A 14,166-nucleotide genomic window follows, 5' to 3' on the forward strand; every position below is an offset into this window, starting at 1 on the left:
CCTTTGCCTTGAAGTGATTAAAATAAATGGTAGATTTTGTCTTTATCGAGGAGCCCTTTTATGACCGAATCAAATGAAGCGCAGAATATGCATAAACAGATGGATGAAATGAACAAGATGCTACTGCGTGTCATTTCGCATCTTGCGCGCTCGACAGATGGCCAGACCTCGTTGGTGCTGCGTGACCTGACGCAGATCTCCAGCACAATGGCTGCGCTCAAGCACAGCATGACTGGATACCTTAGCACTTACGAGAGGCAGGTTGGAGCATTAGTCGGTGTGGGCAGCGCGATCAATTCCTCGTTGGGTTTGAAACGCGTGCTGGAGATGGTAATGGACTCACTGATCGCCCTGATGGGGGCGGAGCGCGGTTTGTTGATGTTGCGCGAGCCGAATGGCGAGTTGAAGGTACGTGTTGCCCGCGGCGGTGACCGTGAAGACTTGGCGCAGGAAATCTTTTCGATCAGTAAAACAGTCGTGCAGCAAGTAGCTGAGACGGGTAATGCCATCCTGACCACGAATGCGCAGGATGATCCGCGTTTTGGCAGGCAAGTCAGCGTGGCGGCGTATCGTCTGCGTTCCATTTTGTGCTCGCCGCTTAAGATAAAAGATAATTTGATTGGCGTGATCTATGTAGATAATCGCGCTCATACAGGCATCTTTGGAAACAATGACCTGTCGCTGATCTCGGCATTTTCCAATCAAGCCGCCGTAGCCATTGACAATGCCAGCCTGTTCGATGACCTTCAAGAAAGCAATGCGGAACTGCAGATCGCGTATCAAGCTACCCTGGAAGGCTGGGTGCGCGCACTGGACTTGAGAGATAAGGAGACGGAGGGCCACACTCAAAGGGTAACCACTCTCACCCAGCGTTTGGCCCAGGCCATGGGCGTTGACGAAGATGCGCTTCTGCACATCACGCGCGGCGCGCTTCTGCATGACATCGGTAAAATGGCCATTCCGGATGGCATCCTGCTCAAGCCAGGCAGCCTTACCGATGAAGAACGTGCGCAGATCCAGAAACATCCAATTTATGCCTACGAGATGTTAAGCCCGATCAAATTTCTGCATCCTGCTTTGGACATTCCTTATTGTCATCACGAAAAATGGGATGGCAGCGGCTATCCGCGCGGATTGAAGGGCGAGGAAATTCCATTTGCGGCGCGTATTTTTTCGGTGGTGGATGTGTGGGATGCGCTGATTTCGAATCGTCCGTATCGTAAGGGATTACCCCCGAGTGAGATCCGCACGCTTATTCAAAAAGATTCTGGTTCCCACTTTGACCCCAAAGTTGTGGATACCTTCCTGAGGCTCGAAAATTTAGCTGTTTGAAACAACCTATTAACTGAATTCAAAAATCGTTTTAACAAAAAAGCGCAGAGTGCTTATTTGTTGCATCTCTGCGCTTTTTTGTTTATCTTCCTACAACCCGAGCCATTGACCTGCCATCTTCGCGAGACCTGCGGCGGCTCCCTGCCTTGCGGTGCAGGGAGGCAGGGATTCGAGGAACAAACGCCCGTATTGTTTTGTCAGCACGCGGCGGTCTAAAATGGCGACAATGCCGCGGTCAGAAGCCGAGCGGATGAGGCGGCCAAATCCCTGACGGAATTTCAAAATGGATTCAGGCAGATAATATTCGTTGAAAGAATCCTCATAGAGTTCCGAGCGAGCGGCGATGATGGGGTCGGATGGAACATCGAAGGGGAGCTTGGTGATGAAAACCACCGAAAGCGAATCGCCAGGCACATCCACGCCTTCCCAGAATGAACGAGTGCCAAGCAGCACCGCGCGGTCAGTGGATTTGAACGATTCCAACAAGGCATTTGGTGACGCGCCTTCGCCTTGTTCAAAGACGAAAATATCCTCGCGCGCCAGCGGACCCGTAATGGCTTGCGCGGTTTTCTTCAGCGCGGCATAGGATGTGAACAGCACAAGCATCCGTCCGCCTGTGGCTTTGGCGGTGGCGATGATGGTTTTATCCAGCGCCTGCTGATAGCCGTGGACATTCGGTTCAGGAATATCGTTCGCCACGTAAAGCAGCGTGCTCGATTCGTAATCGAAGGGCGAGCCAAGCGAAACCGTATCCACTTCTTCGGCTGAGAGTGTGTTGCGAATGTATTGGAATTCGCCATGCGTGGTCATTGTTGCTGACGCCATGATGACGCTGGCTTTTTCGTGCCAGAGATGTTTTTGCACAAGCGGACCGACGCGCAATGGTGCGGCGTTCAACGATAATCTTTCGCCGCGCGGATTGACTTCCACCCAATAGATCAATTCATTGGATGGTTTGTGCATCAAGCCTGACGCTGCCGCCTCGGCTTCGGTCATTCGACGCATGAGACTGCTCAGGTTTCCCATGATATCTTCCACGCTGTCATGACCCTCAGACATGAGATCGCCGAGTCCCTTGTATAACTCATCAAGGGTCTTCAATAGCAGTGACATGGTCTCACCGACCTGTCCCCAGCTCATTTCGATATCGTCCCAACCGGGCAGGGTGCGTGTGGCGGGGATGATCCGCATTTGCCAGGAGTAGGTGCTTGCCTGCTGTCCTTCGCGTTGGATCGCGATGAAGTCGCTGAGATTCATGAAAAACTGTTTGGCAAGTTGTTCTACACGAAATGCCTGGTCGGTGGCTCTTTTTATTTTTTGTTGAAGCAGGCCAAAGTCGGAGGGGCGAAGCGAGGAATGCAAATCCGTCAGAATGCGGCCAAGGATGCCTGCTGAAGATCCGCCCAATTCCTTCATCATGCGTTCGAGGTCGTTTTGCGTAAGGCGGAAAGACAAAGCACCTGTCACCGCCGATTCCATGTGGTGCGCTTCGTCGATGATGACGTAATCATATTCGGGCAGCACTTTGCTTCCCGATGCAACATCCGAAAGCAAAAGCGCGTGATTGACGATGAGAATATGCGAGTTGAGCGCGGCTTGTTTCGCGCGCTGGAATGGACACGAACCTCCCATGCGGCCCATGCAGGTTTCGGTTGTGCAGTTATCATCTTCAGCGGAAAGCCGCGACCATGCCTCGCGCTCAGTGGGGCCGGTGAGGTTGAGTTCGTTTCGGTCGCCGCTGGCATTGTCCAGCATCCACACCATGATCTTGGCCAGCACGCGCATTTCATTCGCGTCCTTCGGGCCGTGCGAGCGCATGTATTCCAGCTTGCGCGGACAAAGATAATTGCCGCGGCCTTTCATCACGGTGGCGTTCACTTCCAAATTAAGCGCGGCTTTTAAATTTGGGATATCCTTTTTGATCAACTGATCCTGCAGGTTGATGGTATTTGTGGAGACGACCACACGAGTATGATTTTGGACCGCGAAATATGCTGCGGGTACGAGATAAGCAAAGGATTTACCAACGCCGGTTCCCGCCTCGACCATGAGATGGTTGCCGGTTGAAAGGGCATTGGTCACCGCTTTGAGCATTTCGACCTGTTCGGGACGATGCTCGTAGGATTCGAAATATTGTGAGAACGGTCCGCCATATTCGAGCACTGCGGCGATCTCTTCAGGGTCAAGCGGAATCGGTTCTTCGGTTTTCTGAATGGAGGCTGATTCTTTTTTCGCTGATTCAAACATCGGCCCCGAAAAATCAGCGATCTTAATGCGCTTTGGCTTTCGGTGCTTCCTTCGAACGATTCTTCAAGGCCTGTTGAAAGACCCAACTCGCATCCCAATCCACGAAATCGCCAAGCTGTACGATCTCATTCAAGATTTCCAGCGGAAGTTCACACGCCATCTCAAAAAGGCGGACGTATGCCGCCTGTGTGACGCGGGCATCGTCCAGCGCGCGATGGGTGGCGGGAAGCAGAATATTGAGCTGCTGCCCCAGAGAGCCGAGGTTGTAGCGGCTGGCTGTGGGCATCAACACGGATGCGAGTTCGTAAGTGTCTATCGTTTGCTGGTATTCGAATAAACCCGCCTTGCGCAGAAACCCAATATCGAATTTCACGTTGTGCCCCAAAATGGGTGCATCACCGACGAAGGCAGTCAATTCATGCGCAATATCGCGCAGGCGCGGCGCCTGACGAACCATGGCATCGTCTATGCCTGTCAGCCCCGTGATGAATTCGGGGATATGTTTGCCGGGGTTGATCAGTGTGTTGAATTCGTTTTCGATGCGGCGGCCATTGAACTTAACGGCGGCAATTTCAATAATGGCCTCGCGATTTTCGTCGAGGCCAGTGGTTTCGATATCCAGAGAGACAATAGTGGTCATATTACGGAGTATCTCGTACTTGCTAAATCCAGAATTTGATTTTCACTGATCGTTATTGTAAAAGCTTGATTTTTAGCGATTCTGGAGATAGAACAAGTGTACCATGAAATTGTTTAGCCATTTCCCGTCACTGCTAAAACTTTTCGGTTCGCCTGATCGAACAGGATGATCAAAAAGACCCACAGCATCAGACGGAAGGTTTCAACCGCAAGCATGGTGTGACGGGTAACGCCGATGGAATCAGCAAAAAAGTTGATCACCATCATGATTGTTGCGCTGGCGATCAGCCACACGCCCAACCAGACCCAGGCAGTGAGGTCACTATTTTTTCTAGTGAACGCCGAAAATGCCAGCCCGAGAATCAACAAAAGATCCAAAACAAAAACGAGGTAGGTGTTTGGGTGCAGGATGTCGTTGAGCGCGATCAGAGTTTTTCGGACGGTTGTTTGCTCTGAGTAGAAATAGGGCTGTATGTTTTCAGAGAAAATCCCACCCAAATTGGACGTAAAGGACGTGAATGTATATCCGGGGTGCGCGATCAAAAATCGGGCATAGGCTCGCGGTGCGCTTTCCTTGAACCAGACGGGATATTCAGCCGCTTTGGTGTCTGGCATCCCCAGTCCCATCATGAATTCTTCACGGGCGGGAAATGGTAGGATGTATTCCGCAAATACGTTGGTGAGCGGTTTTTTCCAACGCCTGCTTTCCATGGCGCTTTGCAGCCCAAGGATGGTGATAACGAGCAGCACCGTGCTGATGATGATCAAGCTTTTATTCTTGCGGATGCGCGGGAATATGGCAAAAGAAATGAGCGCAAACACGAACAAGATCGCGATCGCATAAATATTCGAGTCGCGGGTAAATGTCCAAAGGAACAAGGCTGTCAATGTCAGACCAGTGAGCAGGGTGGAATTGGAACCGTCCCTTTCATCCGATGCAGCCTTGAAACAGACTTTCAGCAACAAAGTCAGGCTGATGGCAAACAGTGAAAAGGTCAACGACTCCGAGCCGAGGATGCTATCCCAGTCTGCAATGGCGGGGGTGAATCCAAAAGCGGGAATAATAATAACCGCCAGCAGTTTTTCAAATCCGCCAGCCACTCTGTTGGCAACAGCCAAAGCCAGTACGCTCCAGGCAATGACTGAAAGCAGGTTTTGAAAAAGAACGATCCGTGTAAAGCAGGGCTGCACCGCGCGTTCAGTTTCCAACCCGAGCGCGGGGTGGCTGATGGCAGTTAGTTCACAATTCTGAACCTTTGCCAGATTGTAGACAAGGTTCGTAGTGAAAAGGCGGCTCTTGGTGAACATGTCCCTTGCCAACAGGGGCGGCGCCGCCTCATCGATATAGCTTGGCGTATCAGCATTGGCTACCGAAAGATTGATGCTCCCATACGAAGTCAATCGAATAAATGCCATGCCAGCCAGAATGACCCAGACCAAAAAAGTCATTCCGTATTTTTGGGGAACATTCATGAATCCTCTAAAATGCGCGGCGAAAAAAATTACGAAGCCAGAGCGTCAGTCAGCACCTTGATCTGTTCATTGGATAGAATGCGATTCTTGCCGCCCTGACGCATGAACTCCTTAAGCTGCTTCAATTTCATCGCTGGGATGGGCGAATCGCCCGCGTCTATCTCGACCTCGTCGTTGGTGAAAACCAAAATGGGCTTGATCTCAGGAATGGCTGATTCGTCCAGCTTTTTAGCGAAGAATTTCTTCAAAGTTTGGACTTCGGTCTCGGCGTCCACATCGGGGCGTCCTAAGCCTTCCTGTCCGAAGATGCTCATATAAGCTTGTAGGAATCCGCCATTACTCAACTTCCAGCGGTTCTTTTGAAATACCACCTTGCCGCGCTGATGAAGCGGTAAAAGCACCCACGCACCGGAGGGTCCAATTATCAGGTGAGAAACAGGCGAGGAGAAGTGATAGATCGAAAAGTCGCTGTGCAATCCTTTGAGTCCCGCATCGAATTTTTCATCTGCGCGCGGCGACCTTCCCCAGCGATTGCCCATATAAATGCTGATCTGGGTCATCGTAAAACCGATCACCAGACAGACAATCGAGTAAGCGAAATACTCAGGCATTGAAAACGAAATATACAGACCCAATCCAAGCACCACCAGGGATGCCAGGCTCATCCATTGTCCGATCTTTCCATTGCGTGCGATCAATTTCTCGTTCTTGACGATTTTCATTTAGTTTGTAAACTCTCTTCTATTGCAGATTTCATTGCGTCGAGCACTTTTACATCCACGGCATGTTTTGCCACGCGGACCGCGTTCTTAATTGCGATCGCATCCGAGCGGCCATGGCCGATGAATACCAATCCATTGACACCCAGCAGGGGAGCCGCACCCTGTTCGTTTGGGTCCAGTAATTTTTTAATGGCACCCAATGCAGGCTTCACGAGCAGTCCGCCGATCTTCGTCAAAATGCTTCCATTCTTGATGATCTCACGGATCTTATCTGTAATCAGCTTGGCAACCGCTTCTGATGATTTTAGCATTACATTGCCCGTAAATCCGTCGGTAACTGCCACATCCACTTTTCCGCCGATCACTTCCTTGCCTTCCACATTGCCGAAGTAATTCAACTTTGATGCCTTGAACAAGGGAGTTGCGTTTTTGACCAGTTCGTTGCCTTTACCTTCTTCCTCACCGTTCGATACCAACCCAACTTTCGGGCTTTTTACGCCGCGCACCTTTTCGGCATAAATACTCCCAAGGATCCCAAATTGAAAAAGATTTTCTGGCTTGCAATCAGGATTGGCTCCGATATCGAGCACAACGCATGTGCCTGTTGCGGTTGGGAAAATAGGCGCCAGCGCAGGGCGATCCACACCGCGAATGCGTCCCAGACGGAACAGTGCGGTCACCATTCCCGCCCCAGTGTTGCCTGCAGTGACAAATGCATCGGCTTCCCCGTTCTTTACCAGGTCAATACCCACCGCCATCGAATTTTTTGCGTCCTTCGAACGCGCCTTCAACACAAGGTTTTCGCCTTTGTCTTCCATGGTCAACATCTCGGGCGCATTGACGATGCGTATCTTCAGGCCTTCTGTATTTTGCGAGTCGAGCACAGGTTTGATCTTCGATTCATCTCCCACCAGAATGATTTCCGCACCGTATTCACGCGCGGCCATCACTGCCCCTTCCACATCTGGAACGGGGTGACTGTCACTTCCCATTGCATCTACAACGATTCGAGCCATATAAATCTCCTGTGATAATTGTGCTTGACAAGAAAACCAAGCCGATTATAATACGGCCTGCTTGCGCTGGTGCTGGAATTGGCAGACAGGCACGCTTGAGGTGCGTGTGCCGTAAGGCGTGGAGGTTCAAGTCCTCTCCAGCGCACTCACATCCCCGTTCTTTGGACGGGGATGTTTTGTTTTACACAAGCGGCTTGTCTGGCAGGGTGAAATAAAAGCTCGCGCCTTTCCCCAGCTCCGATTCAACCCAAATTCTGCCTTCGTGTACCTCAATGATCCGTTTGACGATCCCCAATCCGATTCCCAGACCGTCAGTTTTCGCATTCAGTTTGTTGAACAGCCCAAATACCTGCTCATGATATTTGGGGTCAATTCCCACTCCATTATCCCGCACAAAAAACACACGCTCACCGCTTTTCACTTCCGAACCGATCTCGATCAGCGGCTCAGCCTGCTCGCCCATGAACTTGACCGCATTCGTGACCAAATTCTGGATCACCTGCACGATGCGTGCAAAATCGCAATAGATGACTGGAAACCCGCTTCCCACTTTAACTTTGACCTGCTTCGCCTTAAATAAGCCGCTTGCCGCTTTGAGAGCCTCCTCTACGATCTCTTCAAAGGATACCTCTCGCGGCGGATTCATGATGCGCCCGATTCTGGAGAGATCCAATATCTCATCCACGAGTTTCCCCATGTTCTTCGCAGCTTCATTGATATGTTCGATGTCTTTTCGGACCCGATCCTTGTCGCCTGCAATTGCATCCCTTTCCAGATAGCCCAGATAACCCGTGATTGTGATGAGTGGAGTTTTCAGGTCATGCGAAACGGTAATAGCGAATCTGTCCAATTCTTGATTCTTTAGCTTTAATTGCTGAACTAGTTCCTCGCGCGCCATTTCCGCTTTTTCCCTTTCTTCGATCTCTTCTCGGGCCAGCGTTAAGTTGTGGTGAATATACCCTACCAACAAATAGACCGCGTTACTCGTGATCAGGATGATCGCGCTGGCAAACAGAAAATCATCTGCCTGGGCGATTAACCCGCCGTTTGGATGATAAAAGCCCAGAATATCTGCGAAGACAAGCCATGACAAACACAATATGATAAAACCTGTCAGATAGGGGAGAATCTTTCCTTTTAGTATCAGCCCTGTCACAATTAGGATGATTGGATAGGCCATGATGGCTACATCATGGATTCCATTTCCAATTGCGGAAATATACGTGAGTAGGATGATCGCACTAATGGCAAAGAGGGTAATCGGAAGCGAGAGCATTCCCCTGTTGATCATGATCAGACTGGTAATGATCGGTACAATACCGATAAGGATTGCCACTGTTTCTGTATATTTCCCCTTGAACAGCAGATTGATACCCAACACCAGCAGGACGAACAGGGATGAGAATGCCACCCAACGCATTATTTTGGCAACTTGTTCTTCATTGCCATACGTACGTCTTCTCAGATAGGATGAAAGCGGTTCGTTGTAGCCTGGTCTGTTTTCCATATCACACCTTTGAGTTTATCAAGTGCGCGTTGCCAATGTGAAGTAAAAGCTTGCTCCGTGCCCCAGTTCCGATTCGACCCATACCTTGCCGCCGTGAAACTCGATGATGCGCTTTACAAGCGCGAGACCGATGCCCGTTCCATCCGTTCTTGCGTCCAGTTTGTTAAATAGCCCGAATATACGTTCATGATACTGCGATTCGATGCCAATTCCATTGTCGCAAACGAAAAAAAACTGTTCATCGTTTCTCCTGTGCAGGCCTACTTTGATCTCTGGATTCGGCTGTTCCCCCATGAATTTGATCGCATTTTCGAAAAGGTTTTGAAATACCTCGATCAATCGGTGGCGGTCCACTTCGACATTTGGCAGGTCATTTTCGATTGTCAATGTAACCTTGTTTGTAGTCAGTTGCTTATGGAGTGCCCGAACTGCCTCTCTGGCCAAATCGCCTATGTTTGCAATCTCTGGTTTGTTGATAAACCTTCCGATTCGCGAGAGTTCGAGCAGTTCGTTGAGCAGTCGCTGCATTTTGACGACCGCATCCATAATGCGCTGAACATCTTTCCTGGCCTTGTCGGCATTTCCGTTGACGATGTCTTTTTCAAGATATCCGACGAATCCACCGATAGTGATAAGTGGTGCTTTCAGGTCATGAGAAACCGTATAGGTGAAACTCTCCAATTCATTGTTCTTGTTTTGCAATTCCACAAGTAATTCATCGATCTTGGTGATGTCATATAGGGTGTAAAGCACACAGGCTTCACCATCCACTATGATCGGTGCTACAGATATCAGTGCCACCCCGGTCTCCCCCGAGCTTCGCCTAAACTTTGCCTTGAATTCACGGATGAAACCCTGTTCTTTGAGCAGTTCTTGATGCTTTGTGTGCTCGTCTGGGTCCACCCATAATCTTAAGTCGCTCGCATTTCGTCCAATAGCTTCATCCCGGCTGTAGCCCAATTCATTGCTGAACGCTTCGTTGATGTCAACGATTGTGCGGTCTGACAGGCGGCCTATTACCATGGGAACAAAGGTATGGTGAAATGTTGTATGGAATTTATCTTCAGATGCGCGCAAGGCGGCATCTGTTTGCTGGCGTTTGATGGCTGCCCCCAGCATACTTGAGGCTACCTGCATTGCGTGGATTTCAGCTTTTGACCAGGCCATTTCGCGCTCACAGTCATCAAACCCGATCACTCCCCACCAATTGCCATCCACAAAGATAGGAACATCCAGAAGCGTTTTTATCTCCTGACGGCCCGGCGTATCCTGCCATATGGACTCGAATATTTTTGTCGTGTTATAAAACGGCTTTCCCGCGCTTACCACTGAATACCACTCAGACATGCCCTCTTCGAGGACGGGTACATTCTGGAAATCAGGATTGTTGATCTCGGGCTTTTGTCCGACGCCAACCCATTCATACTTTTGACTGGTTACGATCTGCCTGTTTTTACCAAGATGATTTTCAAACAAATAGGCGTGACTTGCGTTGGTTGCCTCTCCCAGCAGCTTGAGGAGGTCGTTGATCTCGGTACGCCAATCTGGTGCTTCCAGAAGCTTTACGGCCGATTGGGCGATTGCATCTAGAAGTACATCACTTCGTCGCGGAAGTTTTTCCTTTGGAGTGGTTTTTACATCCTTTACTAAGGGGTCAGTCTTCTTCATGAGGTCGGTTTATTTGTGGTGATGGTTGGAGTTGCGATAAAAAAATCTCTATCAGTAATGATAGAGATTTTAACCGATATGTCGGAGTTTAAAGAACGAGACTACAGCAGGTGACTGCCCCTTCGGCTTTTGCCAGTTCAGCAACGTTGACAGCCTGTATTTTGTAACCTTTTTGCTCGAGCTTTTGTCTTGTCTTTGGAAATGCGGTGGGGAAAATGATTCCATCACCTACGGGTAGGCAATTCGCGGCAAAAGGTTCGGAAGGGTCCACTTCGATCCAGTCGAATCCTTTGAAATGGGAGGTGTCCACCCAGTTGGGATTGATAAGCAGGGTTTTATCGTCCACTTTGGTGAGGGCGGTCTTCAAGTGCAGACAGTCGTGCATTTCGACGGCGGTCACTTCATAGCCGTATTTGGCGAGCAGTTCCTGAAGCTGACGAACGGCGGAATCGTTGCTGCGTGTGGAAATACCGATATAAATATTTTTTCCAAGCACAAGCACGTCGCCGCCATCCACAGTGCCAGGCTCCGTGACATGCACAAGCGGGCGGTGCGGAGACAATGCCCGGATGATGGATTCTGTTTCAGGTTTTCGAGAATCAGCTCCAGGTCGGGTAATGACCGCTACTTCAGGCAGGATGAAGGCTGTATCTTCCACAAAGACAGAGTCAGGCAGGTCAGGCTCTTCAGGCAGTTCGATCACTTGACAGCCGAGTGATGCCAGCGCGTTGACATACTCCTCATGCTGCGCACGGGCCACATCCAGATCAATGGGCGTACGCTCGATATGTGTGACCTCGCATTCGTTGAACCGCGGACTAATTTTGCGGGTGATCGCGATGGTCATTTAGTTTTCTCCGGAGCGATAGCGATCGATCAGGGCCTTGGTGCGTGGATCTTTCGGATCCTTGAAAAGGTCTTCGGGTTTCGAGTCTTCGATCAATTCGCCTTCCGCCATCACAAGGACGCGGTCTGCAACATCGCGGGCGAAGCCCATTTCGTGGGTGACCACCAGCATGGTCATGCCGTCTTTGGCAAGCTTTTTCATTACGTTCAACACTTCGCCGATGAGTTCGGGGTCAAGCGCCGAGGTGGGTTCATCGAAGAGCATGACGCGCGGCTCCATGGTGAGGGCGCGGGCAATGGCAATGCGCTGTTTTTGGCCGCCCGAAAGACGCATGGGATATTCATCTCTTTTGAAAAGCATGCCCACGCTATCGAGGTTTTGTTCGCCGAGTTCGATAGCTTTTTTACGATCCATCCCCTTGACGATGATCGGCGCTTCAATGACATTTTCAAGAACGGACATGTGCGGGAAGAGGTTGAATTCCTGGAACACCATGCCTGTCTTCAAGCGTACATCATGGACGAGCTGGCGGTGGTGTGAACCTTTTTCGCCGCCTTCCACGCGGACACCGTCCACTTCAATGCTGCCATGGGAGGGTTCTTCCAAAAAGTTTATGCAGCGCAGGAGTGTGCTTTTTCCAGAACCGCTTCTGCCGATCAAGCAGACCACTTGTCGTTCTGGCACCTCAAGGCTGATATTTTTCAAAACGTGCAAACGTCCGAAATACTTATCGAGTTTGGATATCTTTACGATCGAGGATGTCATGTTTATCGGTCTCCCTTGGCAAGGCGGCTTTCAATAACACCCTGAATATAGGAAAGGATGATGGTCATGGTCCAGTAAAAAATGGCGGCCATGATCAGGGCTTCAAGATTATGGAATTGTGCGCGGCCTACTTTGACGGCGCGCCAGGTCAATTCATGTACAAAGCCTGTTGCTGAAACCAGCGCGGAATCCTTGGTCATGGCGATGAATTCGTTGCCTGTCGGCGGGATGGCGAAGCGCATGGCTTGCGGAAGGATGACGCGCTTCATGGTCTGACCCGGGGTCATGCCCAGCGCGGTGGCGGCTTCTCTTTGGCCTTTGCCGACAGACGCCAGCCCCGCGCGGAAAATTTCAGACATGTACGCCCCGTAATTTAACCCCAGCGCGAGAACGCCTGCCCAAAGCCCGGGCATGCGAATATCCAGCTGTGGAAGGGCGAGGAAGAAGAACATGATTTGCAAATAAAGAGGTGTGCCGCGGATCAATGAAACATAAAAGGTGCTGAGCGCATAAATGGGTGGGAAGGTGGAGAGCCTGCCCAGCGCCGCTAATAAAGCCAGAATCGTTGCAAGAATGATGGAAAGGATTGATATACGGATGGTTTCACCCACCCCACCCGCAATGAACAACATGTTATTTTTGATAAAGGTTGTGTCTATATTAATAGGGCCGCTGAAAAGAAGGACAAGCAAAAACAGCAGGATGCCCCAGGTAAGGGCTACGTTCGCGCGAAAGTGACGTTCTTTGCGCTGCTGCGCTGCAAACAACAACTCGGCCTGTGTTTTAGGCGCACCAGATTCTGCTTTGGCAAAAAGGTTCATGAGTTAAATTCCTCCACAAGGAATTAATAGCAAGGGAAGCGGCATACCATGCCGCTTCCCTTTTAATGTTGGATGGATTACTTGGGAGCCTGGGTCAGGTCTTCGCTGAACCATTTTGTGGAGATTGCGGTCAGGGTGCCATCGCCGTGCATTTTCTCGAAGATTTTGTTCACTTCGGCGATCAGGCTTGCGGTGGGCAGGGTTGAAGATTTGTCGAAGGCTGCGGCAAGATCTTCAGAGTACACTGCGCTGCCAAGTTGGCGAACCGAAATTCCTGCGGCGATGTTCGCATTCACTACCGTGGCGGAGGTGGAGTAGGCGGCAAAGTCAGTGCGGCCAGCGGCGAGTGCCTGGGCACATTCCTGGTCAGATTCCAAGGGGACTACGGTGATGCCTGAGGGAGGCTTGGCGTAGATGGATGAAGCGGGAAGGCCAATGTCTGCGCCGTTGAGCCAGGATTCGTAGGTAGTGGAAACGCCTGCGCAAATGGCCTGACCAGCGAGGTCCTCGAGGGTCTGGTATTCAGAGTCGGCGAGTACTGCAACAACTGCGGGGGTGTAGTAGTAAGGTACGCTGAAATCGAGCACCTTCTGGCGGTCGGTGGTGATGGTCATGGAGCCAACGCTCATATCCCATTTGTCTGCCCAGTTACCGGCAGTGAGAGTGTCCCAACCGGGGGTGGCGAAACAGGTCTCAACACCGAGCGCATCGCCGACGGCAATGGCTACATCCACATCGAAGCCCTGCATTTCAGCAGTGGTCAAAGCATCGGATGGACACTTGGTATCTGATGGGCGGGAGCCTTCGGTATTGAGGAAGGATTGGGGTTCATAGTTGGGGTCGGTGGAAATGAGGATGTACCCACGTTCCTTGATTAGGCCGAGCAAATCGGTGGCAGTTGAGCCGCCCCCACCGCAAGCGGTAAGCATGAGTGATGCTACTACGAGCAGGCTTGCCATTGTCAAAAGCTTTTTCATTATCTCCTCCAAGAGAAATAAAAATGATTGGCAATATTTCATTGCCACGGAATGTTTCATTCCGTGGGTTAAGCATAGACTATTTTTATCAATTATGCAAGGATTTCATGTAAATCCGTAATGGTACAATTATGTATACTAATTTTTGGAGG

12 protein-coding genes and 1 tRNA gene are annotated in these 14,166 nt (G+C 50.5%); 2 read left to right on the top strand and 11 right to left on the bottom strand.

Annotation, left to right across the window (positions count from 1 at the left end):
• The first annotated feature begins 60 nt into the window (after window positions 1–60).
• A complete protein-coding gene (locus tag IPI86_RS19360) occupies window positions 61–1,332 on the top strand; it encodes an HD domain-containing phosphohydrolase (protein WP_345299661.1) in 1,272 nt (423 codons plus the stop codon).
• Between the two features lie 90 nt (window positions 1,333–1,422).
• Here IPI86_RS19360 and IPI86_RS19365 read toward each other — a convergent pair whose 3' ends face one another.
• From IPI86_RS19365 to plsX, 5 genes are all read right to left on the bottom strand, one after another.
• Entirely contained in the window at window positions 1,423–3,579 is a 2,157-nt protein-coding gene (locus IPI86_RS19365) for a helicase C-terminal domain-containing protein (RefSeq protein ID WP_345299662.1), read from the bottom strand.
• Window positions 3,580–3,601: 22 nt separating this feature from the next.
• A complete protein-coding gene (locus IPI86_RS19370; protein ID WP_345299663.1) occupies window positions 3,602–4,219 on the bottom strand; it encodes a 3'-5' exonuclease in 618 nt (205 codons plus the stop codon).
• A gap of 113 nt (window positions 4,220–4,332) precedes the next feature.
• Window positions 4,333–5,691: a hypothetical protein gene (locus tag IPI86_RS19375; protein WP_345299664.1), complete on the bottom strand. Its 1,359-nt coding sequence runs from the start codon at window positions 5,689–5,691 to the stop codon at window positions 4,333–4,335.
• 29 nt (window positions 5,692–5,720) lie between these two features.
• The gene (locus IPI86_RS19380; protein WP_345299665.1) at window positions 5,721–6,413 is read right to left on the bottom strand and encodes a hypothetical protein; all 693 of its coding nucleotides are present in this window, start codon (window positions 6,411–6,413) and stop codon (window positions 5,721–5,723) included.
• Window positions 6,410–7,429, bottom strand: coding sequence for a phosphate acyltransferase PlsX (plsX, locus tag IPI86_RS19385; protein WP_345299666.1), 1,020 nt, complete (start codon window positions 7,427–7,429; stop codon window positions 6,410–6,412). Before plsX ends, IPI86_RS19380 begins: the two co-directional genes overlap by 4 nt.
• A gap of 63 nt (window positions 7,430–7,492) precedes the next feature.
• Between plsX and IPI86_RS19390 the strand changes: the two genes are divergently transcribed.
• Window positions 7,493–7,574 (top strand) — tRNA-Leu (locus IPI86_RS19390).
• A 36-nt stretch (window positions 7,575–7,610) separates the two neighbouring features.
• Here the strand turns inward: IPI86_RS19390 and IPI86_RS19395 are convergent.
• The 6 genes from IPI86_RS19395 to IPI86_RS19420 all read right to left on the bottom strand — a co-directional run bounded on the left by IPI86_RS19395 (window position 7,611) and on the right by IPI86_RS19420 (window position 14,014).
• A complete protein-coding gene (locus tag IPI86_RS19395; protein WP_345299667.1) occupies window positions 7,611–8,936 on the bottom strand; it encodes an ATP-binding protein in 1,326 nt (441 codons plus the stop codon).
• Between the two features lie 18 nt (window positions 8,937–8,954).
• A complete protein-coding gene (locus IPI86_RS19400; protein ID WP_345299668.1) occupies window positions 8,955–10,604 on the bottom strand; it encodes an ATP-binding protein in 1,650 nt (549 codons plus the stop codon).
• Between the two features lie 88 nt (window positions 10,605–10,692).
• Complete coding sequence (locus IPI86_RS19405) at window positions 10,693–11,451, bottom strand: arginine deiminase family protein (protein ID WP_345299669.1); 759 nt, start codon at window positions 11,449–11,451, stop codon at window positions 10,693–10,695.
• Window positions 11,452–12,216 carry an amino acid ABC transporter ATP-binding protein gene (locus tag IPI86_RS19410; RefSeq protein ID WP_345299670.1) on the bottom strand — a complete coding sequence of 255 codons (765 nt, stop codon included), beginning with the start codon at window positions 12,214–12,216 and terminating at the stop codon, window positions 11,452–11,454. It lies immediately after the preceding gene.
• Between the two features lie 2 nt (window positions 12,217–12,218).
• Entirely contained in the window at window positions 12,219–13,037 is an 819-nt protein-coding gene (locus IPI86_RS19415; protein ID WP_345299671.1) for an amino acid ABC transporter permease, read from the bottom strand.
• Window positions 13,038–13,114: 77 nt separating this feature from the next.
• Window positions 13,115–14,014: a transporter substrate-binding domain-containing protein gene (locus IPI86_RS19420; RefSeq protein WP_345299672.1), complete on the bottom strand. Its 900-nt coding sequence runs from the start codon at window positions 14,012–14,014 to the stop codon at window positions 13,115–13,117.
• Between the last annotated feature and the right edge of the window lie 152 nt (window positions 14,015–14,166).

Origin of the sequence: Candidatus Villigracilis affinis (genome assembly GCF_016705895.1) — a bacterium.
GTDB classification, from domain to species: Bacteria; Chloroflexota; Anaerolineae; order Anaerolineales; family Villigracilaceae; genus Villigracilis; species Villigracilis affinis.